This is a genomic window from Pseudomonas sp. Irchel s3a12 (genome assembly GCF_900187485.1).
GTDB lineage: Bacteria > Pseudomonadota > Gammaproteobacteria > Pseudomonadales > Pseudomonadaceae > Aquipseudomonas > Aquipseudomonas neuropathica.
The window spans coordinates 455,048-477,659 of sequence record NZ_FYDN01000001.1 but is presented as its reverse complement, the minus strand read 5'-3'; the positions used below and the strand labels follow the sequence as shown (position 1 = coordinate 477,659).

24 protein-coding genes are annotated in these 22,612 nt (G+C 60.4%); 11 read left to right on the top strand and 13 right to left on the bottom strand.

Annotated elements, in window-relative coordinates; translation table 11 throughout:
* Positions 1-236 precede the first annotated feature (236 nt).
* Positions 237-2,045, top strand: a complete 1,809-nt coding sequence (locus tag CKW14_RS02225) for a monovalent cation:proton antiporter-2 (CPA2) family protein (protein WP_034156156.1) — start codon at positions 237-239, stop codon at positions 2,043-2,045.
* Between the two features lie 135 nt (positions 2,046-2,180).
* Here CKW14_RS02225 and hcnC read toward each other — a convergent pair whose 3' ends face one another.
* The 4 genes from hcnC to CKW14_RS02205 all read right to left on the bottom strand — a co-directional run bounded on the left by hcnC (position 2,181) and on the right by CKW14_RS02205 (position 5,936).
* Complete coding sequence (gene hcnC / locus CKW14_RS02220; protein ID WP_095048017.1) at positions 2,181-3,440, bottom strand: cyanide-forming glycine dehydrogenase subunit HcnC; 1,260 nt, start codon at positions 3,438-3,440, stop codon at positions 2,181-2,183.
* Complete coding sequence (gene hcnB, locus CKW14_RS02215) at positions 3,433-4,842, bottom strand: cyanide-forming glycine dehydrogenase subunit HcnB (RefSeq protein ID WP_095124528.1); 1,410 nt, start codon at positions 4,840-4,842, stop codon at positions 3,433-3,435. The genes hcnC and hcnB overlap by 8 nt, the downstream gene beginning before the upstream one ends.
* Positions 4,839-5,156: a cyanide-forming glycine dehydrogenase subunit HcnA gene (gene hcnA / locus CKW14_RS02210; protein ID WP_034156200.1), complete on the bottom strand. Its 318-nt coding sequence runs from the start codon at positions 5,154-5,156 to the stop codon at positions 4,839-4,841. Before hcnA ends, hcnB begins: the two co-directional genes overlap by 4 nt.
* 240 nt (positions 5,157-5,396) lie before the next feature.
* Positions 5,397-5,936 (bottom strand): hypothetical protein, encoded by a 540-nt coding sequence (locus CKW14_RS02205; RefSeq protein ID WP_007915001.1) that lies wholly within the window; start codon positions 5,934-5,936, stop codon positions 5,397-5,399.
* Here CKW14_RS02205 and CKW14_RS29220 point away from each other — a divergent pair.
* Positions 5,929-6,138 (top strand): hypothetical protein, encoded by a 210-nt coding sequence (locus CKW14_RS29220; RefSeq protein ID WP_141231768.1) that lies wholly within the window; start codon positions 5,929-5,931, stop codon positions 6,136-6,138. The genes CKW14_RS02205 and CKW14_RS29220 overlap by 8 nt on opposite strands.
* Positions 6,139-6,162: 24 nt before the next feature.
* Here CKW14_RS29220 and CKW14_RS02200 read toward each other — a convergent pair whose 3' ends face one another.
* Positions 6,163-7,092, bottom strand: coding sequence for a hypothetical protein (locus tag CKW14_RS02200; RefSeq protein WP_095048019.1), 930 nt, complete (start codon positions 7,090-7,092; stop codon positions 6,163-6,165).
* A 307-nt stretch (positions 7,093-7,399) separates the two neighbouring features.
* On the opposite strand from CKW14_RS02200, the gene CKW14_RS02195 reads away from it, so the two are divergent.
* Together CKW14_RS02195 and CKW14_RS02190 are read left to right on the top strand one after the other, a co-directional pair.
* Positions 7,400-8,083, top strand: coding sequence for a response regulator transcription factor (locus CKW14_RS02195; RefSeq protein ID WP_007914996.1), 684 nt, complete (start codon positions 7,400-7,402; stop codon positions 8,081-8,083).
* Positions 8,061-9,455: a HAMP domain-containing sensor histidine kinase gene (locus CKW14_RS02190; protein WP_095124527.1), complete on the top strand. Its 1,395-nt coding sequence runs from the start codon at positions 8,061-8,063 to the stop codon at positions 9,453-9,455. Before CKW14_RS02195 ends, CKW14_RS02190 begins: the two co-directional genes overlap by 23 nt.
* A gap of 47 nt (positions 9,456-9,502) precedes the next feature.
* Here the strand turns inward: CKW14_RS02190 and CKW14_RS02185 are convergent, their stop codons facing one another.
* The 3 genes from CKW14_RS02185 to CKW14_RS02175 are packed head-to-tail and all read right to left on the bottom strand — an operon-like array spanning position 9,503 to position 11,751.
* On the bottom strand, positions 9,503-9,913 hold the full coding sequence (locus CKW14_RS02185; protein WP_095048021.1) for an SRPBCC family protein: 411 nt from the start codon (positions 9,911-9,913) through the stop codon (positions 9,503-9,505).
* 21 nt (positions 9,914-9,934) lie between these two features.
* Positions 9,935-10,732: an SDR family NAD(P)-dependent oxidoreductase gene (locus CKW14_RS02180; RefSeq protein ID WP_095124526.1), complete on the bottom strand. Its 798-nt coding sequence runs from the start codon at positions 10,730-10,732 to the stop codon at positions 9,935-9,937.
* Positions 10,729-11,751 carry an aldo/keto reductase gene (locus CKW14_RS02175; RefSeq protein ID WP_095124525.1) on the bottom strand — a complete coding sequence of 341 codons (1,023 nt, stop codon included), beginning with the start codon at positions 11,749-11,751 and terminating at the stop codon, positions 10,729-10,731. Before CKW14_RS02175 ends, CKW14_RS02180 begins: the two co-directional genes overlap by 4 nt.
* Before the next feature lie 112 nt (positions 11,752-11,863).
* On the opposite strand from CKW14_RS02175, the gene CKW14_RS02170 reads away from it, so the two are divergent.
* Together CKW14_RS02170 and CKW14_RS02165 are read left to right on the top strand one after the other, a co-directional pair.
* On the top strand, positions 11,864-12,760 hold the full coding sequence (locus CKW14_RS02170; RefSeq protein WP_095048024.1) for a LysR substrate-binding domain-containing protein: 897 nt from the start codon (positions 11,864-11,866) through the stop codon (positions 12,758-12,760).
* Positions 12,761-12,978: 218 nt separating this feature from the next.
* On the top strand, positions 12,979-13,638 hold the full coding sequence (locus CKW14_RS02165; protein ID WP_095124524.1) for an isoprenylcysteine carboxylmethyltransferase family protein: 660 nt from the start codon (positions 12,979-12,981) through the stop codon (positions 13,636-13,638).
* 124 nt (positions 13,639-13,762) lie between these two features.
* On the opposite strand, the gene CKW14_RS02160 is transcribed toward CKW14_RS02165, so the two are convergent.
* Positions 13,763-14,431: an HAD family hydrolase gene (locus tag CKW14_RS02160; protein ID WP_095124523.1), complete on the bottom strand. Its 669-nt coding sequence runs from the start codon at positions 14,429-14,431 to the stop codon at positions 13,763-13,765.
* Positions 14,432-14,509: 78 nt separating this feature from the next.
* Positions 14,510-14,923: a response regulator gene (locus CKW14_RS02155; protein WP_095048027.1), complete on the bottom strand. Its 414-nt coding sequence runs from the start codon at positions 14,921-14,923 to the stop codon at positions 14,510-14,512.
* A gap of 199 nt (positions 14,924-15,122) precedes the next feature.
* On the opposite strand from CKW14_RS02155, the gene CKW14_RS02150 reads away from it, so the two are divergent.
* Positions 15,123-16,064 (top strand): class I SAM-dependent methyltransferase, encoded by a 942-nt coding sequence (locus tag CKW14_RS02150; RefSeq protein ID WP_095124522.1) that lies wholly within the window; start codon positions 15,123-15,125, stop codon positions 16,062-16,064.
* Between the two features lie 121 nt (positions 16,065-16,185).
* Here CKW14_RS02150 and CKW14_RS02145 read toward each other — a convergent pair whose 3' ends face one another.
* Positions 16,186-16,965, bottom strand: a complete 780-nt coding sequence (locus CKW14_RS02145; RefSeq protein WP_095124521.1) for a helix-turn-helix transcriptional regulator — start codon at positions 16,963-16,965, stop codon at positions 16,186-16,188.
* Between the two features lie 110 nt (positions 16,966-17,075).
* On the opposite strand from CKW14_RS02145, the gene CKW14_RS02140 reads away from it, so the two are divergent.
* Both CKW14_RS02140 and CKW14_RS02135 read left to right on the top strand, forming a co-directional pair.
* Positions 17,076-18,191, top strand: a complete 1,116-nt coding sequence (locus CKW14_RS02140; protein ID WP_095124520.1) for a polyamine ABC transporter substrate-binding protein — start codon at positions 17,076-17,078, stop codon at positions 18,189-18,191.
* A gap of 158 nt (positions 18,192-18,349) precedes the next feature.
* Complete coding sequence (locus CKW14_RS02135) at positions 18,350-19,468, top strand: P1 family peptidase (RefSeq protein WP_095124519.1); 1,119 nt, start codon at positions 18,350-18,352, stop codon at positions 19,466-19,468.
* A 96-nt stretch (positions 19,469-19,564) separates the two neighbouring features.
* Here the strand turns inward: CKW14_RS02135 and CKW14_RS02130 are convergent, their stop codons facing one another.
* Positions 19,565-20,152 carry an NAD(P)H-dependent oxidoreductase gene (locus tag CKW14_RS02130; protein WP_095124518.1) on the bottom strand — a complete coding sequence of 196 codons (588 nt, stop codon included), beginning with the start codon at positions 20,150-20,152 and terminating at the stop codon, positions 19,565-19,567.
* 86 nt (positions 20,153-20,238) lie between these two features.
* On the opposite strand from CKW14_RS02130, the gene CKW14_RS02125 reads away from it, so the two are divergent.
* The gene (locus tag CKW14_RS02125) at positions 20,239-20,874 is read left to right on the top strand and encodes a TetR/AcrR family transcriptional regulator (protein ID WP_095048033.1); all 636 of its coding nucleotides are present in this window, start codon (positions 20,239-20,241) and stop codon (positions 20,872-20,874) included.
* A 385-nt stretch (positions 20,875-21,259) separates the two neighbouring features.
* On the opposite strand, the gene CKW14_RS02120 is transcribed toward CKW14_RS02125, so the two are convergent.
* Positions 21,260-21,946, bottom strand: a complete 687-nt coding sequence (locus CKW14_RS02120) for a GNAT family N-acetyltransferase (RefSeq protein WP_095048104.1) — start codon at positions 21,944-21,946, stop codon at positions 21,260-21,262.
* Positions 21,947-22,097: 151 nt separating this feature from the next.
* On the opposite strand from CKW14_RS02120, the gene CKW14_RS02115 reads away from it, so the two are divergent.
* Entirely contained in the window at positions 22,098-22,583 is a 486-nt protein-coding gene (locus CKW14_RS02115) for a DUF3592 domain-containing protein (RefSeq protein WP_093441138.1), read from the top strand.
* Positions 22,584-22,612 lie beyond the last annotated feature (29 nt).

Here is a 22,612-nt window from a genome sequence, read left to right as displayed (position 1 = left end):
TAGGCTATAAATGTAACCAATTGATGCAATTTATTACAGACCACATGAAGATCCCCTGTAGGAGCTGCCGCAGGCTGCGATCTTTTGATCTTGATTCTTCGAAGGCAAAAGCAAGATCAAAAGATCGCAGCCTCGTTGCACTCGACAGCTCCTACAGGGGATCTTCGGTGGATGAAAAGTCGCTGTAGCCCTTATCCTTGTCACCCCCGCCGTACCGTTGTCAGGAGTAACCCCCCATGCCCCATGAAGGCAATCTGTTGCAAGCCGCTGTCGTCTTTCTGTTCGCGGCCGTGCTCACCGTGCCTTTGGCCAAACGTCTGCAACTAGGCGCCGTGCTCGGTTATCTGTTTGCCGGGGTGATCATCGGTCCTTCGGTGCTGGGCCTGATCGGCAACCCGCAAAGCGTCGCGCATATTTCCGAACTGGGCGTGGTGTTGCTGTTGTTCATCATCGGCCTTGAGCTGTCGCCGCGACGTTTGTGGGTGATGCGCAAATCGGTGTTCGGCGTTGGTCTGGCGCAGGTGCTGCTGACCGCTTCAGTGATCGGCGTGCTGGCGCTGTCGGTGTTTGGTCAACCACTGAACAGCGCGATTGTGCTCGGCCTTGGCCTGGCCCTTTCCTCGACGGCATTCGGTCTGCAAAGTCTGGCCGAGCGCAAGGAACTGACCAGCCCCCATGGGCGGTTGGCGTTTGCGATTCTGTTGTTTCAGGACATCGCCGCGATCCCGTTGATCGCACTGGTGCCGATGCTGGCGGGTGGTGCTCACGACACCAGTAACGCGGAAAGCCTGAACCATGCGTTGCAGGTGCTCGGCGGTATTGCCGTGGTCGTGGTTGGTGGGCGTTATCTGTTGCGTCCGGTATTTCGCGTGGTGGCGAAAACCGGTCTGCCGGAAGTGTCGACGGCTACGGCGTTGCTGGTGGTGATCGGCACGGCGTGGTTGATGGATCTGGTCGGTGTGTCGATGGCGCTGGGCGCGTTTCTTGCCGGTTTACTGTTGGCGGATTCGGAATATCGCCATGAACTGGAAGCGCAGATCGAGCCGTTCAAAGGTTTGCTGCTCGGGCTGTTTTTCATCAGCGTCGGCATGGGCGCCAACCTCAGCTTGCTGCTGAGTGCGCCGATCACTGTGCTGGGGCTGACGCTGCTGTTGATCGGGCTGAAATTGCCGCTGCTGTTCGTCGTCGGGCGTCTGGCTGGTGGCTTGAACAAGGTCAGCGCGATTCGCCTCGGTATCGTCTTGGCGGCCGGTGGTGAATTCGCTTTTGTGGTGTTCAAGATCGGTCGCGACCAGGGCCTGTTCGAACCGCGTTTGTATGACTTGCTGGTGTTGACCATCACCCTGTCGATGGCGGTGACGCCGTTGTTGCTGTTGCTCTGCGCGCGGCTGGTCAGCCCAAAAGTGCAGCCGGTGGAAGTGCCGGAAAAATACCGTGAGATCGACACTGACACGCCACGCGTGGTGATCGCCGGCATGGGCCGGATGGGCCAGATCGTCGCGCGGATTCTGCGTGCGCAGAACATCAAATTCGTCGCGCTGGACACCTCGGTGGAAACCATTGAACTGTCGCGCAGTTTTGGCGGTGTGCCGGTGTTCTACGGCGACCCGATGCGCCCGGAAATCCTCAATGCGGCCAAGGTCGGTGAGGCGGAATATTTCGTGATTGCCACGGATGATCCGGAGACCAATATCAAGACCGCCGAGGTGGTGCGCAAGCTGTATCCGCACATGAAGATCATCGCCCGGGCGCGTAACCGTCAGCACGTGCACCGTTTGGTCGATGTTGGCGCGGAGGCGATTCGTGAGACGTATTACTCAAGTCTGGAGATGAGTCGGCGCACGTTGGTCGGGCTCGGTCTCACCCAGGCTCAGGCCGATGCGCGGATCAAGCGCTTCAAGCACCACGACGAACAGGTGCTGGAGGCGCAGCACGCGATCTACGACGACGCGGCGAAAGTCCTGCAAACCGCCCAGGAAGCTCGGGCGGAACTGGCGCGGTTGTTCGAATCGGACCAGCTAGAAGAAGAATCCCGCAACACCTGAGCCACACCCGATTGTTCCCACGCTCCGCGTGGGAATACAGCCCGGGACGCTCTGCGTTCCAATTCGCAAGCTGGAACGCGGAGCGTCCCTTGAGGCATTCCCACGCGGAGCGTGGGAACGATCATCTTGCCAAGGTCAGGCCAGTTCCAGTTCCAACGCTTGCTTGACCGGCGCGACTTCAAAGCGGTCCGCCAGAAACGGCGTGATATCCAGCGGCAACGGCTCATCGTTGACCAGTTTGTCCAGCAGCACACCGGTAATCGCCGAGGTCAGAATGCCGGTGCGGAAGTGTCCGCAGGCATTCAAATACCCTTCCACCCCACGCATGGGTCCGAGAATCGGCAACTCATCCGGCGAGCCCGGACGCAAACCCGCCCAGGTGCGTTTCAGATTGACGTCCTTGAGTTCCGGCAGGCAGCGCACCGCGCCCTGCACCAGCCCGGCGATTTCCGGGTAGGTGGTGGTGACGTCGAAGCCCTTATCTTCGGTGGTGCTGCCGATCAGGATCTCGCCGTTGTCCTTCTGCGCCACGTAGCAGTCGCTGGTGGTCAGGCAGCCGTTAAGGATTTTCGGCATGCGCTCGGTCAGCAGAATCTGGCCCTTTACCGGTTTCACCGGGATACGAATACCCGTCGCCCATTCACTCAAGTCCGCCGCCCAGGCACCACCGGCGTTGATCAGCGTCTTGCAGTGGAACACGCCCTCCTCGGCCGTCTGCACACCGGTGACGCGACTGCCGTGATGCAACACACCGGTGACGTTGGTGTTGACGAAGATGTCGACGCCGTTCTGCCGTGCACCTTCCATGTAGGCATCGGCGAGGCGGAACGGGCTGACCTGGTGATCGCAGAGAAACTCCAGTGCCCCGCGTGCTTCGTGGCTGACGCTCGGTTCAGACTCGCGTAGCGCCGCTTGGTCGAGCCAGCGCACCTGATCGGCCAGGTGCGGAATGCAGCCGACGATGTGCTCGGCGTAGAGCCGGTCTTCATCGTCGTAAATGACGAATTTCAACCCGGTCTTTTCGAACTTGAAATCCATGCCGTGGTTGTCTTTCAGCTCACGGTGCAGCGCCGGGTACAGCGCGTTGGACTGCAGGGCGAAATCGAAGAATGACTCCGGCAGAATGTGCGGCGTGCTTGCGTCCACTGCTACCGCCGCGCCCTGGGTTTCGCGCTTGCGGTTGGCCGACATCATGCGGAAGAAAATCACCCCGCAGCCGAGGCCGACCGACTCACCGATCGCCCACAAACCGCCGGCCGACGCACGGGTGGCGTTGCCCGGGCGCTTGGCATCGATCAGCGCCACTTTGAGGTTTTTGCGCTTGGACAATTGATAGGCGCAGGACGCCCCGATCACGCCGCCGCCGGCAATGATCACGTCGTAGAACTTACTCATGGGCAGCGGCCTCCGTGCCGACAGACTGGAACGCGGAAAAAGGAATCGGATCAATCGGGAATCGCGGGCGCAGCCAACCGACGTCCTTGCGCCCGGTCGCTTGACGCAAGCGGTCGCTGCAGTAGCCGACGCACATGCGCCCCTGGCAATCGCCCATGCTTACGCGGGTGCGCATTTTCAGGCTGGCGATGTCTTGCACGCCTTGCTCCAGCGCCAAGTCGATGTCAGCGCGGGTCGCGTGTTCGCAACGGCAGATCACCGTGTCAGCGGCAGGCAATGCGGTCTGGCCGACGCCGCGTTCGGTGTAGCGATCCACAGCAGCGCGAAAGCGCACGATGGCTTTGAGTTTGCTCAAGTAGCGGTCGCGGCGCACACGCGCCAATTCCTCTTCGAGCACGCCGCGTTGCAGGAGAATCGAGGTTGCGGCGATCTTGCCGGCGAGCATCGCCGCTTCACCGCCGCGAATCCCGCCCATGTCACCGGCCAGGTGCACGTGGGGTTCGTTACTTTGCTGCCAGACGTTCGCGTTGGCGCGCAGATAACCGTCATCGCTGAAGCCGTGATCCATGCCCATCTGCTGGCTCAGTTGGGTGCGCGGAATAAAGCCATAACCGACCGCGAGGGTCTTGGCTTCGAAACGCTCGACGCGGCTCATGTCCGGTTCCCACGTGGCCGAGTACGGCGCGACGCTGACGCTTTTCAGCTCGCCCTCGCCATGCGCCTCGACCACGCCCCAGCCGTAGTTCATCGGGATGCCGTGCAGTTTCAGGTAGGCGAGCATGCTCAAACCATCGAGAAACAATTGCGGCTTGTTCAGCAGCGCCAGACTTTCGCGGGCAATCTTGCCGAACGCGCAAGCCTCATACACGCCCGCGACGCTGACGCCCGACGCATGCAACTGCGTCGCCACCAGCGGCAGCAACGGCCCGGTGCCGGCGATGATCACCGGCCCTTGCGGCTTGACCACGCCACTTTTGATTTGCAGTTGCAGACCGCCGAGCATGATCACCCCCGGCAACGTCCAGCCCGGAAACGGCACGCTGCGTTCGTGGCAACCGGCAGCCAGGAGCAATTGCGGATACTCGATCTCGTGCAATTGCTCATCGCCATCCAGCACTACCAATGCACGAGTACCTTCGGCGCCGACCACACGATGGTTGAGGCGTACATCGATCAGCCCGGCCTGTTCCTGAAAATCACCGTGCAGTTTGCCCAGCGCTTCGGAGTAGCGCGGGCCGAGATAATCCAGCTGCACGCCGTCACGCAGCGGCCCGCGATAGACCACACCGCCAAGGCGTGAAGCTTCTTCGAGCAAGGTGCAACGCACCCCGTGGCGCGCCAGTTCGATGGCCGCCGCCATCCCCGCCGGGCCGCCGCCGACGATGACCGGTTGCAGGCTCATACGACCACCTCCTGCGCGGTGATGCGGTTGACCTGGGTTTCAATCTGCATGCCGTCACGCACCACAGTCTGGCAGGCACGGCGTTTGTGCCGGCCGTTGATTTTCACCAGGCAGCACTGGCACACGCCCATGCCGCAATAGGCGCCGGTGATCTGGTCGTGATCGTTGCGGGCAATCTGGCGAACGCCGAGGGACTGGATAACGCTGAGGACGGTTTCGCCGATGGCGGCGGTGACCGCTTGACCGTTGATGTGGACGGTCATGTCCGCCTGCGCCAACGGCTGGATATCGAAGGTTCTTTCTTGGCAGTGCATTGCTATGTTCATCCGTGAGAGTTCGGTTGAGGTGGTGTCAGCTCCTTGCTGCACTACACCGGGTCGACGCGTTTATTGTGGCTGTGAGGGGCGTCGACGCAGCTACTTCGTCAGCGCAACAAGGTGCGCGTGAAGCACTGTAGTTCATGCCTCAGCAAAGGCCTGGATCATTTACGTTAGGCGATATCGCCCGGCGAAATATTGATCCAAGCCAGTGAAAGCGGCTGGATTGTCCAACGATCAATTGGAGAAGACGTACTGCCCTTTGATCTTCCTTGTACCGACCAAAGCGAGGTCCGGAAACAGCAGCGATTTGACCCAGGCGGCGTAGAACACCATGGCCAGAATGAACGCCACGCCGAGCAGAGTCGACACGGGTTCTTCACTGAAGCCGTAGAATTCACGAGGAATCTGGCTGATCGTGAAGGTGACATAGATTGTGTAAATCACCGCGATGCCCTTGTAAAAGCCCCACGCAAACAAGAGCGGAATCACGCCAATAATCAAGACCATGGTCAATGCCATAGCGATGCCACCGTCATTGATTTGAAGCAGCCCGGCTATCGCCCCGAGAAGTCCCCAGATACCCATCAGTGCGACCAGAATGTTGACTTTAACGGCGTGTCGTTTTCTCAGGGCGGGATCCGGATGCGCCCCGATCCAGCCCGCCAGCACTCGATCCTTGACCTTGCCACCCGAAAACGCCTTGAAGGTTTCGGCCCTGGAATGCCCGCTATCGAGCATTTCGACGACTTTTCGTTTGATTGCTTGCTTGTTCAACGTATTCATCCTTAAACGTGCGCGCAACGGCCGCCCCGTTGCCGACGCGGATTTTCCCCTTGTTGCCCGTCAGAAAGCAAAAAGCCGCTTCCACCCGAAGGTGGAAACGGCCGAGGCATGGGCCTCAATGGAGCAATCAGTGCACGAACAGGGCGATCAGGATGATGATCGGGATCGGTACGCCGAGGAAAAACAGCAGTAATGAGCGCATGGTGATGCTCCTTGTTTAACGGACTGGAGTGGTCGTGGTGTAGGTGTCGACTTCTACGTACTCGACGGCATCCCGACGACGACCGCCGTAAGTAGCCGCGAGGCTGGCGAAGAACGCACCGGCCAACAGCGAAATGAACATCCACAGCGAGGTCAAGGCAGCGACTTTCGCAGCGGTGTCGGCGGCTTGTTGAGCTTTGACTTTGGCGTCGGCGAGGGCTTTCTGAGTGCGCGCATAAATCTCGTCAACGCGACGTTCGGCATCGGCCTGAGTCAGGTTGGTACGTTGCGCGACCAGTTGTGCGAGGTAAGTACGGTCTTCAGCACTCAGCTGACCGTTGGCCAGGCTTTGCGCAAAGATGCGGGCCACAGCGCCATGAGCGGCGTCATCGCTGACAGAGGCCGGACGGTCATCGCGGAACAGGCTGTCGATGTAGTAGCCGTACTGGTTGCTGTCGGTGTTGGCCGCCGCAGAACCGGCTGCTTGAGTCATGGCGCTGGCAGCACCGCCAGCCACACTGGCACCGGCCTGCACACCACCACTGATCACGCTGCTGACCGAGCCGACCACCAGCACTGCAGTGACCAATGTAGCCACACACCAGGCCAGGAAGCCGTGCGCGGTGTCGCGGAAATACACCTCGTCACCGTGCATGTTCGCCCACTTCACCCGCAAGCGACCGGCGATATAACCGCCCATGCCGGAAGCGATGATTTGCGTCAGCGCCAGCCAGACAATCGTTGAAATGCCCAGGCCCTTGGCGCTGACGCCCTCTCCGGCCCACGGTGAAACGGCAGAGAAACCCAAACCGAACCCGAGCAGGACCAAAATCATCGACAGGGCAGCGGCAGCCGCGGCACCTGCGAAAATCGCGCCCCAGGACACGCCCGAAACGCTGCTCGACTCTTCAACGGCAGGATAAAACCCATCAGAAGATCTATTCATTGTTGTTCTGCTCCAGGCATGAAAAATGGTGTTACAACTCGTCAGCAGAGGAATTGCAGTGACCGTGCCATTCGCGAAAATTAAATAAAATTTTTAATTTCAATAAGTTAGAAAGAATGAACTTACGCAAACCTTGCAAATTGCAATAATTGCCGGATAACAGCGGGTTTTATGCATTGGCCTCAAGTATCAATAGCGCTCCAAATCTGCGTTTGTGACAGGTCAACATGAAAGTTAATTTAAAGCGTCAGCGGAATTTCTTGGCAAAATGCTGCCATTCCGTTTGAACCGATCAGCAGGCCTGCCTATGACTCGTATCTTGACCATCGAAGACGACGCCGTGACCGCTCGGGAAATCGTCGCCGAACTGAGCAGCCACGGGCTGGAAGTCGACTGGGTCGACAATGGCCGCGAAGGGCTCGACCGCGCCGTGAGCGGCAACTACGACCTGATCACCCTCGACCGCATGCTGCCCGAACTCGATGGCCTGGCCATCGTCACCACGCTGCGTACCATGGGCGTGGCCACGCCGATTCTGATGATCAGCGCCCTCTCCGATGTCGACGAGCGCGTACGCGGCTTGCGCGCCGGCGGTGATGATTACCTGACCAAACCGTTCGCCACCGACGAGATGGCCGCACGGGTCGAAGTGTTGCTGCGTCGGCAGAACAGCGGCGCCACTCAGGCAACGACGTTGCAGGTGGCCGACCTCGAACTGGACTTGATCAGCCATGAAGCGCGCCGCGCCGAACAGGTGCTGACGCTGTTGCCGACTGAGTACAAGCTGCTCGAGTTCCTTATGCGCAACAGTGGCCAGATCCTTTCGCGGATGATGATTTTCGAAGAGGTCTGGGGCTATCACTTCGACCCCGGGACCAACCTGATCGACGTGCACATCGGCCGTCTGCGCAAGAAGATCGACGCCGCCGGCCATGTGCCGTTGATCCGCACGGTACGGGGCTCGGGTTATGTCATTGCCGAACCCGTCTGACGGCTGGCGCTCCTCCAGCAGCCGATTGCTGGCGCTCTACAGTTCGCTGTTCGTGGCCTGGAGCGCGATCCTCATGGGGGTCATGTATTACGAGGTCTCCGGCTACCTCGACAACCTCGCCAAACACTCGTTGATGCAACGTCAGCACCTGTTTTCGCACTTTCGCGGCGAACAACTGGAAGACGCCCTCGCCGCCAGCATGACCTTCGACATTCGCGGCATCGACGCCTATGGCCTGTTCGACGCCAACGGCGTTTACCTCGGTGGAGCGCTCCAGCAGATCCCCGAAGGCCTGCCGCTGGACGGCAAGATCCACATGCTTGCCGAATGCGCCGACTCCGATGACCCGACCCTGCCCAATGACAGCTGCGATGCGGTGGCCACACAAACCCGCGATGGGCGCTGGCTGGTGTTGCTGCGCGACAACGGCTCGCTGTTCGCCGTCACGCGGATCATTTTGCATGCGTTGTTCTGGGGCGTGTCACTGACGATTCTGCCGGGCATTGCCGGTTGGCATTTGCTGCGCCGTCGACCGTTGCGGCGCATCCGGGCGATTCAGGCCAGCGCTCAGGCGATTGTTGCCGGCGACCTGACCCGGCGCCTGCCGCTGTCCAATCGCCGCGATGAACTGGACATGCTCGCGGCCATCGTCAATGCGATGCTGGAGCGCATCGAGCGCTTGATGAATGAAGTCAAAGGCGTCTGCGACAACATCGCCCATGATCTGCGCACGCCACTGACGCGCCTGCGCGCGCAGTTGTATCGCATGCAGCAGCAGGCTGGTGAAGGTTCGCAGGAAGCGGCGCAACTGGATCTGGTGCTCGCCGAAGCGGACACGCTGATGGCGCGGTTTCGCGGGTTGTTGCGGATTTCCGAGCTTGAGGATCGCCAGCGCCGTTCAGGTTTTGTCGAGCTCGATCCAGTGCAATTGCTGAAAGAACTGCACGAGTTTTATTTGCCATTGGCCGAGGAAGGCGAGCTGCGTTTCGAGCTGAACATGCCGGAGACCCTGCCGCCGCTCAATGGTGATCGGGCGTTGCTGTTCGAGGCCTTGGCCAATCTGCTGAGCAACTCGATCAAGTTCACGCCACCGGGCGGCACGGTGATGTTGCGTGGGGTGAACGCCGGTGGGCAAACGCGGATTGAGGTGCACGACTCAGGGCCGGGGATTCCCGAGGCTGAGCGTGAGGCGGTGTTCCAGCGCTTCTATCGCGCCGAGGGTGGGCAGCCGCAGGGTGGCTTTGGCCTCGGATTGTCGATTGTGGCGGCGATTGTCAGCTTGCATGGCTTCAGTCTTGAAGTCGGCAGCAGTGATCTGGGCGGGGCGAAACTGCTGCTCGATTGCCGGCAGAGCCTGATCGAAAACTCCTGATTCCCAACATGATCGTTCCCACGCTCTGCGTGGGAACGATCATCAACTCAGGTTGGGTAATTGGCACGGAGTGCCTCGAGGCCACCCTGATAGATGCCGTTAAACAACGCCACCACTTCCTCATCACTCACGCCTTTGGCGTTGAAACGACCCGACCACGTCACCCGTGCACCCTGCCCTTGGGCTTCAACCTTGATCGTCGCCAGGTAATCAGTCGCCGGGAACGGTGCCTGTTCGATCGAATAGCTGTAAGTCTTCGCGGCGTTATCGAACGCTTGCAGTCGCTCGATTACCACAGCGCCGTCAGCGGTCTGCAAGGTGCGCACACGGCCACCGTCGCTCAGCTCACTGTTGGGAATAAAGGGCAGCCAATCGGGCAGCGTGTTGAAGCCGCCGATCAATTGCCAGACCTGATCGGCCGAGGCCGGAATGTCGATGGTTGCGGATGCTGTTGGCATAAATAAACGTCTCTCCAGAATTCAGATAGTCAGGCTGTCGACCACGCCGCCATCGACGCGCAACGCGGCGCCGGTGGTGGCCGAGGACAGCGGCGAAGCAATGTAGGTCACCAGATGCGCGACCTCTTCGACATCCGCCACGCGCTGGATGATCGAGGTCGGGCGGGCCTTGCGCACAAAGGCGTCGGCTTCATCGCGCAGGTTGCGCCCGGATTCGGCGGCAGCCTCCTTGAGCATGTCTTCCAGGCCGTCGGTGAAGGTCGGCCCCGGCAGGATCGCATTGACCGTCACCCCGGTGCCAGCCAGACGTTTGGCCAGACCGTGGGACACCGCCAGATTGGCGCTTTTGGTGACGCCGTAGTTGATCATGTCGGCTGGCGTGGCCACGCCGGATTCCGAGGAAAGAAAGATCACCCGGCCCCAGCCCTGCTCGACCATCGCCGGCACGTAGTGCCGCGCCAAGCGCACGCCGGAAATCACATTGACCTCATAGAAGCGCGTCCACTCGCTGTCCGGCGTATCGAAGAAATCCACGTCATTAAAGATGCCGAGATTGTTCACCAGAATGTCCGCGCGCGGCTCAGCGGCGAAGAGTTTTTGCGCGCCCTCGGCCGTGCCCAGATCCGCAGTCAAACCACGCAACTGCGCCCCCGGCACTTTCTGCCGAATGCTCGCCAGCGCCTGCTCGACCTTGGCCGTGTCGCGGCCGATCACCACCACGGTGGCGCCGGATTCGGCCAGCGACTGGCTGATGCCCAGACCAATGCCGGCGGTGCTGCCGCTGATGATGGCCAGTTTTCCACTCAGATCAATCTTCATGCTTTCACCTCATCGATTGGCAATGGTGCACGTTCAGAAACCAGTCTGGCGTCGCGCATCGCCTGCCAGAAACCGGCAGGAATGATCGCCGACAACGCCGCGACATCTTCGGCGATACGACCGGGTTTGCTCGCGCCGGGAATCACTGCAGCGACCGTCGGATTGGCCAGCGAAAACTGTAGCGCGGCGGCTTTGATATCAACGTTGTAAGCGGCGGCGATGCGTTTGATCTGCTCGACCTTGGCGATGACTTCAGGGCTGGCCTGCTGGTATTCGAAGTGCGAGCCGCCGGCGAGAATGCCTGAGCTGTAAGGGCCACCGACAACGATTTCAACGTTCTGCGCCCGAGCCGCATCCATCAAGCGCTGCAGCGGGCGTTCGTGATCAAGCAGCGTGTAGCGACCGGCCAACAGGAAACCGTCCGGCTGCGCTTCGCTGAGATCAAGGGTCAGTTCGCACGGCTCGACTTTGTTCACGCCCAGGCCCCAGCCTTTGATTACGCCTTCTTCGCGCAAGCGGGTGAGCACTTTGAATGCGCCAGTGCGGGCCTGATTGAAGTACTCCAGCCATTGATCGCCGTAAAAATCCTGAGCGATGTCGTGCACCCAGACGATGTCGAGGCGATCGGTTTGCAGACGCTTGAGGCTGTCTTCGATCGAACGCATAGTCGCGTCGGCGCTGTAGTCGTTGACGATCTTGTTCGGCCGACCGTGCTCGAACACCCCGCTCTTCTCGCCGAGATCGCGGGCGGCGGCGTCTTCGATTTCATCGAGAATCACCCGGCCGACCTTGCTGCTCAGCACGTAGTCGTCGCGTTTGTACTGCTTCAGTGCTTCGCCGAGGCGGATCTCCGAGAGACCGGAGCCGTAGAACGGCGCGGTATCGAAGTAGCGCACGCCGGCATCCCACGCGGCGTGCACGGTGGCCTGCGCTTCTTCTTCGGGGATGGCGCGGAACATGTTGCCCAGTGGCGCGGTGCCGAAGCCCAGTTGACCGGGAAGTTTGTCTTTCAAGCTCATTGGATTGTCCTCATACGTTCTTGGTCGGCGTGACCGTTGAGCAGATCCTAGATTGCGACACCGAGACCGTCCAAGACATAATCTGCAGCACTTGAGTCCCTATAGGTCTGACATGATCGACATCCGCCAATTGCGCTACTTCGTTGTAGTCGCCGAGGAAGAACACGTCGGCCGCGCCGCCGAACGGCTGCATATTTCCCAGTCGCCGCTGAGCCGGCAGATCGCCCAGCTCGAAGAACGCCTGGGCCTGACGCTGTTCGAGCGCAGTCAGCAACGCATTCGCCTGACCCGTGATGGCCAGACCTTCCTCGCCGAAACCCGCGCCCTGCTGACCCACGCCAATCGCCTGGAATCCCTCGGCAAGCGCCTCGGTCGCGGCGAAGAAGGCGGTTTGTGCATCGGCTATATCGAGAACGCCATGCACGCCGGTGTCCTGCCCAATGCCTTGCGCGTGTTACGCGCGGATCGTCCCAACGTACACGTCGCGTTGTACAACCTCAGCTCCGCCGAGCAATTGGAGGGCTTGCGACAGCGTAGTCTCGATATCGCGTTGGTGAGCGAGCCGCCGACCGATGACGATCCGGATCTGCTGAGTTTCCAGGTGCTCGATGACCCGATGCTGCTGGCGTTGCCGGAGCAGCATCGTTTGGCGCAGCAAGCGGCGTTGAGTCCCGAGGATCTGGCCGATCAGGAATGGATCGGCGTGCAGCCGCGTCAGGATGCCAAAGATGAGTTTGCCAGCGCCTGCATTCGCGCCGGCTTCACCCCGGATGTGCGCATGCAGGCGACCGAACCGTTTACCGCGCTGGGTCTGGTGGCGTCGGGGCTGGGGATTGCGATGATTCAAAAAGGCCTGAGCCATAACGCACCGCCGGGTGTGGTGCTGCGCGAACTGCCGTGGCTGACGTTGACCACGCCGTTGTGGGCGGCGTGGCACCGGATCAATTTGCGGCCATTGGTGGAAACCTTCAGGAAAGTCCTGACTGACGGTGAGATAGCCGCTGACTGACAGGGCCTCTTCGCGAGCAAGCTCGCTCCCACAGGAATTCGTGTCGTTCACAGAATTGAAATCTACCCCATAACCTGTGGGAGCGAGCCTGCTCGCGAAGGGGCCGGCACATCCAACATCGAATGTGACTGACCCAAAGCCTTCGCGAGCAGGCTCGCTCCCACAGGTTTTGCGGTGGATCTACACTCATCAGATCAGCATCCAGCCGTGAGTTGACCATGAGAATGTCCGCACAAATGACCGTCGTCGCGGTACTCGCCACCCTCGCCTACCTCGGCCTGGCGGTGTGGGGCATTGGCGGCGTGGCGATGTTCTTTTCCCACGGTTCGCTGGTGATCGTCGCATTGGCGACGGTGGCGATGGTGATTGCTTCGCTGTTCAGTGAGGTCAACCTGAGCACTGGCGAGCGCGAAGACCGCGCCAATCGCTGGGTGATTCCGGCGTTCGGTGTGATCGGGCTGCTCAGTGGTTTTCTGCCGGCTTACTGCGACCGGGTGAATTTCTGGACGCTGGGCGGTGAAGGCGTGCGCTGGCTCGGCGCATTGCTGTTTATCGTCGGCGGCGTGCTGCGGTTGTGGCCGGTGTTTGTGCTGGGACGGCGTTTCAGCGGACTGGTGGCGATTCAACCGGGGCATCGGTTAGTCACCGATGGCATTTATCAACGGCTGCGCAATCCGAGTTATCTGGGGTTGTTGATCAATGCCGTGGGCTGGGCATTGGCGTTTCGTTCGGTGGTCGGGTTGATGCTGGCGGCGCTGACGTTGATCCCGTTGATTGCCCGGATTCACTCGGAAGAAGCCCTGCTGCGGGCGCAGTTTGGCACGGAGTACGACGCTTATTGCGCACGGAGCTGGCGGTTGGTGCCGGGGGTTTACTGACCACAGGGCAACACTTAACCCTGTGGGAGCTGGCTTGCCAGCGATAGCGGTAGTTCAGTCAAATTTATAGTGACTGACAGGGCCTCATCGCTGGCAAGCCAGCTCCCACAGGGACTGTGTTGTGTCAGTTTTTTTGCAGGTGAAGTTTGCCGTCGTTGTCGACCTTGACCTGCACCGCAGCATAACTGGCCAGCGTCGCATGGGCCGTTTCCAGCGGATGCTGATGCGTCGTGGTGATGATCATCAGCGGTGCACCGGCCGCTTCGGCAGCCTGAATACCGACGGTGGCGTCTTCAAAGATCAGGCAATCATGCGGCTCCAGGCCCAGTCGTTGGGCCGCCAGCAAATAGCCGGCCGGGTCGGGTTTACCCGCCTTCACATCTTCAGCGGTGATCATCACCGCAGGCGTTGGAATCCCCGCCGCCGCCATGCGCCGCAACGCCAGATCCCGTGGCGCCGACGTCACCATCGCCCAGCGATCTTTGGGCAGGCTATTGAGAAATCTCGCCGCGCCGGGTATCTCGACAATGCCTTCGACGTCTTCGATTTCCGCCTCGGTGATGAACGCCGCTTGCGCCTCGGCATCCACCCCCGGCAGGTTCAGCCGGGTGATGGTGTCGATCGCGCGCACACCATGAATGGTCGGCAAAAACGTTTCCACATCGACGCCATGGCGCACGGCCCAGGCTGCCCAGATCCGCTCGGCGGCGGCGATGGAGTTAAGGACGGTGCCGTCCATGTCGAACAGAAACGCGCCGAACGCGCGATCGAAGACGTTATCGTGAGCAGACAAAAGATCGCATCCTTTGACAAGACTGGGCGGATTGGCCGGGCAATGTAGCATTTTTGCCCGGCGATTCGTCCCGGCATCTCAGTGCAGGCGCGGAGCCTTGGACTTGAACGCGCTATCCACGCAGTCGAGTAACTGGCCGATGGCCCACGGCTTCTTGATGAACGCCACCGGGTGTTTGACCCCCGACGTCTCCGGGGTTTCATAGCCGGACATGACCATGACCGGCTTGTCCGGCCAGCGTTCGCCGACCAGATTGGCCAACCCGGCGCCATTGATTTCGCCGGGCATGGTGATGTCGGTCAGCAGCAAGGCCACTTCCGGCGCGTGCTCTTCCAGATACAGCTTGGCGTCATCCGCGCTGGTACGTGGCTCGACTTTGAAACCTTCCTCCTGAAGAATTTCGCAGAGAAACTCCAGAATCAACGGATCATCCTCAACCACCAGAATCAATCCGTCAGGAAGGTGCGCGCTCGCCGTAGGTATTGGGCACATGGAACTGCACTCCCTGAATTGCATTAACGATTTAGCGGCTTGAATCCGCTGCTTAACTGGTATGAGCAGCGGGCTCTGCAGAAATTCACTTTTGATACAGGTCTTTTGCGAAACGGCGTTTTTGCCCGTCAGCGGCAATCGTTCGCGACGGTGTATTTGTGGTTAAAATGCCGGCCCTTTTGCTTGCCGATTCTGACCGATGAACCCTGAAGCCCTCGCCACCCTCCACGCCCATCTGCTGCCGGCCCTCGCGGCTGCACCGAGCGAAACCCGTCGCCTGTTCCACGGGCGCGGTCGCTGCTGGGCCGGGCTGGAGCAGTTGACCGTGGACTGGCTGCAAGGCGTGGTGCTGGTGTCGCTGTTCAAGGAACCGGCGCCTGAGCAACTGGACAATCTCAAAGCGTTGCTGCTGGGTCTCACAGATTCCGCCGAATGGAAACAGTCTGGCGCGCACACGTTGCTGATCCAGCATCGCTACTTGCCACAGAGCACTGCCGAATGGTTGCTGGGCGATGAAATCGAAGAAATGAGCATCGTCGAGGGCGGCTTGCAGTACCGCGTCGACCTGGGGCGCAAACAGAACGCCGGGCTGTTTCTCGACATGCGTTACGGGCGCAACTGGGTGCGCGAGCAGGCCAACGGCAAACGTGTGCTCAATCTGTTTGCCTACACCTGCGGTTTTTCCGTGGCGGCCATCGAGGGCGGCGCCAGTCATGTGGTCAACCTGGACATGTCCCGCGCGGCCCTGAGCCGTGGCCGCGACAATCATCGCTTGAACGGCCATGATCTGAGCAAAGTCAGTTTCCTCGGCCACGACCTGTTCAAGTCGTGGGGCAAGGTGATCAACAGCGGCCCGTATGACCTGGTGATCATCGACCCGCCGTCGTTCCAGAAAGGCAGCTTCCTGCTGACCAAGGATTACCAGCGCGTGCTGCGCCGCTTGCCGGAATTGCTCACGGCGCAAGGCACAGTGCTGGCGTGCATGAACGACCCGGCATTCGGTTCGGACTTTCTGATTGATGGCGTGACTCAGGAAGCACCGAGTCTGCGCTTTGTAGAGCGACTGGAGAATCCGCCGGAGTTTCCGGACATTGATCCTGAAAGCGGTCTCAAGGCCCTGATCTTCCAGCGCACTATCTGACACCCCGAAGATCCCTTGTAGGAGTGAGCCTGCTCGCGATAGCGGTCTATCAGTCAAATAGGTGATATCTGACACACCGCTATCGCGAGCAGGCTCACTCCTACAGGGGGATTGTGTTGGGTCAGGGAGTTGGTGGGCGCAGCACCAAAGCAAACAACTCGCCATGCCCGGTGACATTGAGCTTGTGATAAAGATTGCGCCGATGCACCTTGACCGTCTCCGGCGAAATGCCCATCTGCTGGGCCATTGCCTTGCTGGAGAAGCCCTGCAAAATCAGCCGCGCCGTATCGACCTCACGCACCGTCAGCCGCGCGTCGAAGCGGTCGAGCAACGTCGCCAGATCCCCAACCACCATTTCCGCCGCCGCGCCCTGCGGCGGCAGCAACTGCACATGCCGACGCATTGCCGCCAACACCCAATCGCGCACGCACAGCAACCGGCCCTGCTCGGCCATGTCGAACGGCGTCGAACGGCCCAATGACAAACCGAGCACGCCGCCCTCGACGTTGATCATGAACTGCAACTCGTCCTCGCCCACCACCGAACGAAAGTAACTCTGGTAGTACTCGCTGTGCAGAAACTGGTCCGGCGCCACCGAGGCGAGGCTGTGCAAGCCGTCGGCAATACCGGTCGAGGCGGTTTGATAGAACGGATCAAGCAGGTACATCCCGGCGCTGTAACCGGCCAGTTCTTCCTCCTCGTCGGCGCGGCCCTTGCTGTCAAAGTCGATCAGCAATTGCGGCGCCTGCCCGGCTTTCATCAACGCCACCAGCGCGTTGTCCAGCGGCACCAGCAGCCGCAACGTGTCTACCAGCGCACGCCAGAAACCGTCCTGACCGACACCGGCAAATACCCGCGCCAGGCTTTGATGCACCGGCAGTTCCTGCAGCAATGCGTCCACGCACTACCCCTTTTGAGTAACCCATGATGGGAATGGGTCAGGCGTGACCGGCCCGATAGGCTGACCACTCCTGTTCATCACCGGCCTGCACAGGCCAGGAGTGCCGCATCATGCGTGGTCACCGTGGCTGTATCAACCTCAGCATTCAACTGGGCCTGCTGGCCGGTATTGGCGCCAGCTCGATCGCCATGGCCGCTGACGCGCCGAGCGTGCACGTCTACAACTGGTACGACTACATCGGCCCGAACACCCTCCACGACTTCCAGCGCGACAGCGGTATCCAGCCGGTCTACGACACCTTCGACAGTGCCGAAGTCCTCGAAGGCAAATTGATGACCAGTCGCAGCGGCTACGATGTGGTGGTGGCAAGCAACTTCAGCCTGCCGACGCTGATCAAGGCCGGCGCGCTGGCCCCGCTGCCACGCGAGCAACTGCCGGGCTGGAAGAATCTTGATGCCGATTTGTTGGCAAAACTGGCCAACAACGATCCCGGCAATCAATACGCCGTGCCGTATCTGTGGGGCACCAACGGCATCGGTTACAACGTCGACAAGGTGCGCGCAGCGTTAGGCGACAAGGCACCGGTGGATTCGTGGGATCTGGTGTTCAACGAAGCCAACCTCGCCAAACTCGGCCAGTGCGGCGTGGCGATGCTCGATTCGCCGTCGGAGATGCTGCCGGTCGCCCTGCACTATCTCGGCTTGCCCCCCAACAGCACCGATCCCGAAGACTATAAAAAAGCCGAAGCGCTACTGCTGAAACTGCGCCCGCACATCGCCTATTTCAACTCGTCGAAATTCATCAGCGACCTGTCCAACGGCAACATTTGCGTGGCGGTCGGTTGGTCCGGGGCGATGCTCGAGGCCAAGACCAATGCCGAGCAGGTCAACAACGGCGTGAAGATCGCCTACAGCCTGCCCAAGGAAGGCGCGCCGGTGTGGTTCGACACGTTGGTGCTGCTCAAGGACGCGCCGAATCGGCCCCAAGGGCTGGCGTTTATCGATTATCTGCTGCGCCCCGAAGTGATCGCGCCGGTCAGTGATCATCTGTCGTACCCCAATGGCAATCGCGCCGCGACAGCGCTGGTGGCCGCCGCCACGCGGGACAACCCGGCGGTTTATCCATCGGCCACGGCGATGGCCACGCTGTACACCCTTGAACCCCTGCCCAAAGCCACCGAACGGGTGCGCACGCGGGTGTGGAGCAAGGTCAAGAACGGCCAGTAACCCCTTTTGAACATTTCACCAAACCCTGTGGGAGCGAGCCTGCTCGCGAAAGCGGTGGGTCAGGCACTGATGTGTTGAAAGTGCCGACGCCTTCGCGAGCAGGCTCGCTCCCACAGGGGCGGTGAACAACCCTGCATTTTTTAGAGAGACAGAAATCAATGAAACCTCGTGCCCGTGACCTCAACATCCGCATCGGTCAACTGCATCCCGGCCCGCTCAACGCCATCACTGATGTACCCGGCGTACGCGTCGGCCACGGCAATGTTCGCGGACGCAGCAGCGCCGGACGGGATATCTGCACCGGCGTGACGCTGATCGAACCGCGTCCGGGTTCGACCAATCAGCAACCGTGTTTTGCTGGCGTGCATGTGCTCAACGGCAATGGTGACGCCACCGGGCTTGAATGGATTCGCGAGGCGGGTCTGCTGACCAGCCCGATTGCCTTCACCAACACCCACAGCCTCGGTGTGGTGCGAGATGCCTTGGTTGTCCTGGATCGTCAGCAGCAACCCGACGACGGCCGTCTCTACTGGAACATGCCAGTGGTGCTGGAAACCTTTGACGGCTTGCTCAACGATATCAACGGTTTTCACGTGCAGCCCGCGCATGTGGCTGAAGCCCTGAAAAACGCGGTCAACGGCCCAGTGACGGAAGGCGCCGTCGGCGGTGGCAGCGGCATGATCTGCCATGAATTCAAGGGTGGCATCGGCACCTCGTCGCGGCGCTTGAGCGCTGCGCAGGGCGGCTGGACCGTCGGCGCGATCGTCCAGGCCAACCACGGCATTCGCAGCGAACTGCGGGTCGATGGCTACCCGGTCGGGCGCTACATGGAACAGAAAGATTCGCCGTTCTTGCGGGCATCGTTGCCACATCCGGGCATGGGTTCGATCGTCGTCTGCCTGGCGACCGATGCGCCGCTGTTGCCCCACCAGTGCACACGCCTGGCACAGCGCGCGAGCCTCGGCCTGGCGCGCACCGGCGGCGGCAACGAGGATCATAGCGGCGACATCTTCATCGCCTTCGCCACCGGCAACGCTCATGTGCCACCGGCGGCGTACGAAGGCAAAGGCGCGCCGACCTGTGACGGCTTGCGCATGGTCAACAATGACCATATCAGCGAGTTGTTCCTGGCCGCGACCGAGGCGGTTGAGGAAGCGATCATCAACGCCTTGCTGGCCAGTGACAGCACCGAAGGCAACGGTCACTCGGTGCCGGGACTGGATGCCGAAACCCTGCTCGCTGCCCTCGAAAAATCAGGCTGGCCTGGCACCCGTTGACAGCGCAAAAACACTGTAGGAGCTGCCGGAGGCTGCGATCTTTTGATTTTAAGAACAAGATCAAAAGATCGCAGCCTCCGGCAGCTCCTACAGGGGTTATGTGAAGATTTGGCTACCGAGTTCCCTTGCAACCGCCAATTGCTCCGATGGATCGCGCAACTCCGATTCCGGCAACAACGTCGAACTCAGCACCGTCGCTCCGCAGTAGTCGAAAATCCCGTGCTCAATCTGCGCCTTCATCGCAGCGCCATAGCCGTGGCGCTCGTAAGTGCGTGCATCCGCGCCGGCGAGGCCGACCAGATGCACGCGCAGGCGCTGCAGCAGCTTCACATGCTTGAGGTCACCACTGAAATCGAAGGCCCAGCCATTGCTGAACAACCGATCGATCCAGCCTTTGAGCTGCGCCGGCATCGACCACCAGTACACCGGATACACCAGCACCAAGGTATCGGCGCGGTCGATGCGTGCCTGCTCGGCCAGGACATCAGCGGGCGGCGCGGACTCGCGGTGATGCACGGCGAAATCCGCCGCGCCAAAACATGGCTCGAAGCCCTCGGCATAGAGATCGGCGATTTCAAAAGTGTTGGCCGGGTTGGCCTGAACAAGGCTTGCAGCGATTTGCGCGGCGACGCTGTGGGTCAGCGAGCGTGGGTCGTGATGCGCGACGACGATCAAGGCGTGCATGGCAATTCTCCGGTTGGTGATTATTCACCAAGGCTTATATACTCTTGGTAAGTTACGAACAGTAAGTTACGTTTGGTATATAAACGATGTCAACCACTGAAATCAGCGAACCCGACTCCCCCGCTCCGCGGCGTCGCCTGTCCCGTGAAGATCGCCTGCGCCAATTGCTCGATGTCGCCTGGCAAATCATCCGCGCCGAAGGCTCTGACGCCCTGACCCTCGGCTATCTCGCCGAAATGGCCGGGGTGACCAAACCGGTGGTGTACGATCATTTCGTCACCCGAGCCGGTTTGCTTGCAGCGCTCTATCGGGATTTCGATGCTCGGCAAACGGCGTTGATGGACGCCGCGATTGCCCGAAGCGAACCGACACTGACCGGCATCGCTTCGGTGATTGCCACGGCGTACGTTGATTGCGTGATGCTGCAAGGCAGAGAAATCCCCGGGATCATCGCAGCGCTGGCGAGCACTCCGGATCTGGAGAAGATAAAGCGTGAGTACGAGGCGATCTTCCTCGAAAAATGCCGTCGCGATCTACAACCGTACGCCCACGGCGGGGAAATTACTCAAGCCGGATTGCGCGCAATGCTCGGCGCTGCCGAAGCGCTGTCGCACGCGGCGGCCAACGGTGAAGTCAGCGCGAAAGAGGCCAGCGACGAGTTATTCGCAACCATCCTTGCCATGGTCGGACGCGCCGCCGTTCGGGCGACTGGCGGTACTTGAGCCGTCACTTGCACACTCCTACGATGGAATCACGCAGTGGTTCCGCTCTTCGGGCGCTGCGTAGGCACGGGTGCTCTGAACCCCAATCAAGCCCGTGCCTTGCTTCATGCGCATCTTGAGCCTCGAGGGCTCTACTTCCTCCCCATCAAAGAGCTTTGAGGCTCTTTTTTTGTCTGCGCAAATCAGTAGCCCGGCGCCTGATCGGCGTGAATCGAACGCTATGCTGCCTGCGCCAGCAACTCGCGATAGTCCTCCGGGCTGCCCTTCACGGGCCCCGCCAACCCCAAGGCGCGGATCACCTTGAACGTCAAACCCGGCTGAATGGCGCCCACAAAAAAGCCCTTGCTGCGCGATTCACAGCAAGGGCTTTTTCGCCGAAGCGAGGTCAGTGCACGGTCAGGCGCTGGCGGACAAAATCCTCGACATGGCGAGTGGTCTGATCGAGGTGCCGGTCGCGCTGTTTCTCGGCATCGAGCATCGCCCGCTTGCCATTTTTCTGCAGCAGGTAGGTGTGGATCTGCTGCACTTCCAGCGAGCGGTAAATCGGCGTGGTGTCGATAAATCCGCGCAAGCCATTGCTGCGGTAATGCCGGGTGCTCATCAACACCTGGGTTTCACGCTGGCCAATCACCTCAAAGCCCAACGCTTCGAAGTACGGGACTTTGCCGATCGTGCAGGCCAGCTCCGCATGGGGATAACGCCCGACCATCTCACCGATCATCGCCCGCGCCACGCCCTGGCGCCGATGCCCTTCGCGCACCGCCATGTAGGCCACGCTGCAGGCTTCCCAGTCGCCCTGCACCGGCAGGTACAACAGAAAACCGATCACTTGCTCCGGATCATCCTCGTCGGTGGCCACCAGCAACTCCACGTCGATACCCTTCTCGCCATTCAACGCTTCGAGATACAGATGCACCTCATAGCCAACTGCGTACTGATAGACGTTGTACAGCAGGTTGCTCGGGCCGAGGCCGACCGCGCTGATGTCGGTCAGGTAGTCGACGACCATCTGCAGGATCTGGCTGTTGACGGCCTCGGGGCATGGGGATTTGTAGTGGGTGATGCGTGGCATGACGAACTCCGACGGTAAAAAGCGTTGCCGACCGCCGCAGCGGTCGACGAGCCGCGACATCATACCGTGACGCACGCGCTCGACGTCTAAAGTTCCTGTTCCGAGCGCCGATGTAACGGTCTCCTACAAATGTCACCACCAGGGATCGGCCATGTACTACCCGCGCGAAGCTGCCAAGGATCACCTTTACAACCGTATCGTCATGCTGACCGTTGCTTGCTGCGTGGTTTTGCTGCTCGCTGCAATGGCGCACAAGTCGGGCATGCTTTATGGGGCGCTGAGTTTCAACGGTGTGGAAACCCGCGGCAGCGTCACGGCACTGGAAAAGATTCCAATGAACGCCAATGGCAAGGTCATTCACTATCAATACACCGATGCCCAAGGCCAGACCCATGAAGGGCAACACGCCGACGAACGCTACGTCGAGCATACCCAATATGAAGTCGACGGCCCCATCACCCTGCTGGTGTCGCCGTGGATGCCGGATAAAAGCTGTATCGCCAGCCAGTTGCAGAGTTACCGTACGAGCTTCTACATCATGACCGGCGGTGTGTTGCTCGCACTGCTGTTTCTGCTGATCTCGGGCAGGACGTTCTGGCAGATTCAGGCAATGAAAGAACAAGACCGGTTTTATTGAGTCCAGCCTCACAGGCAACAACCATCACG

What these genes read in the sequence shown, in the direction of transcription:
- CKW14_RS02225 (WP_034156156.1), top strand. Translation starts at nt 237, where the DNA reads ATGCCCCATGAAGGCAATCTGTTGCAAGCCGCTGTCGTCTTTCTGTTC.
- hcnC (WP_095048017.1), bottom strand. Translation starts at nt 3,440, where the DNA reads ATGAGTAAGTTCTACGACGTGATCATTGCCGGCGGCGGCGTGATCGGG.
- hcnB (WP_095124528.1), bottom strand. Translation starts at nt 4,842, where the DNA reads ATGAGCCTGCAACCGGTCATCGTCGGCGGCGGCCCGGCGGGGATGGCG.
- hcnA (WP_034156200.1), bottom strand. Translation starts at nt 5,156, where the DNA reads ATGCACTGCCAAGAAAGAACCTTCGATATCCAGCCGTTGGCGCAGGCG.
- CKW14_RS02200 (WP_095048019.1), bottom strand. Translation starts at nt 7,092, where the DNA reads ATGAATAGATCTTCTGATGGGTTTTATCCTGCCGTTGAAGAGTCGAGC.
- CKW14_RS02195 (WP_007914996.1), top strand. Translation starts at nt 7,400, where the DNA reads ATGACTCGTATCTTGACCATCGAAGACGACGCCGTGACCGCTCGGGAA.
- CKW14_RS02190 (WP_095124527.1), top strand. Translation starts at nt 8,061, where the DNA reads ATGTCATTGCCGAACCCGTCTGACGGCTGGCGCTCCTCCAGCAGCCGA.
- CKW14_RS02185 (WP_095048021.1), bottom strand. Translation starts at nt 9,913, where the DNA reads ATGCCAACAGCATCCGCAACCATCGACATTCCGGCCTCGGCCGATCAG.
- CKW14_RS02180 (WP_095124526.1), bottom strand. Translation starts at nt 10,732, where the DNA reads ATGAAGATTGATCTGAGTGGAAAACTGGCCATCATCAGCGGCAGCACC.
- CKW14_RS02175 (WP_095124525.1), bottom strand. Translation starts at nt 11,751, where the DNA reads ATGAGCTTGAAAGACAAACTTCCCGGTCAACTGGGCTTCGGCACCGCG.
- CKW14_RS02170 (WP_095048024.1), top strand. Translation starts at nt 11,864, where the DNA reads ATGATCGACATCCGCCAATTGCGCTACTTCGTTGTAGTCGCCGAGGAA.
- CKW14_RS02165 (WP_095124524.1), top strand. Translation starts at nt 12,979, where the DNA reads ATGAGAATGTCCGCACAAATGACCGTCGTCGCGGTACTCGCCACCCTC.
- CKW14_RS02155 (WP_095048027.1), bottom strand. Translation starts at nt 14,923, where the DNA reads ATGTGCCCAATACCTACGGCGAGCGCGCACCTTCCTGACGGATTGATT.
- CKW14_RS02150 (WP_095124522.1), top strand. Translation starts at nt 15,123, where the DNA reads ATGAACCCTGAAGCCCTCGCCACCCTCCACGCCCATCTGCTGCCGGCC.
- CKW14_RS02140 (WP_095124520.1), top strand. Translation starts at nt 17,076, where the DNA reads ATGCGTGGTCACCGTGGCTGTATCAACCTCAGCATTCAACTGGGCCTG.
- CKW14_RS02135 (WP_095124519.1), top strand. Translation starts at nt 18,350, where the DNA reads ATGAAACCTCGTGCCCGTGACCTCAACATCCGCATCGGTCAACTGCAT.
- CKW14_RS02130 (WP_095124518.1), bottom strand. Translation starts at nt 20,152, where the DNA reads ATGCACGCCTTGATCGTCGTCGCGCATCACGACCCACGCTCGCTGACC.
- CKW14_RS02125 (WP_095048033.1), top strand. Translation starts at nt 20,239, where the DNA reads ATGTCAACCACTGAAATCAGCGAACCCGACTCCCCCGCTCCGCGGCGT.
- CKW14_RS02120 (WP_095048104.1), bottom strand. Translation starts at nt 21,946, where the DNA reads ATGCCACGCATCACCCACTACAAATCCCCATGCCCCGAGGCCGTCAAC.
- CKW14_RS02115 (WP_093441138.1), top strand. Translation starts at nt 22,098, where the DNA reads ATGTACTACCCGCGCGAAGCTGCCAAGGATCACCTTTACAACCGTATC.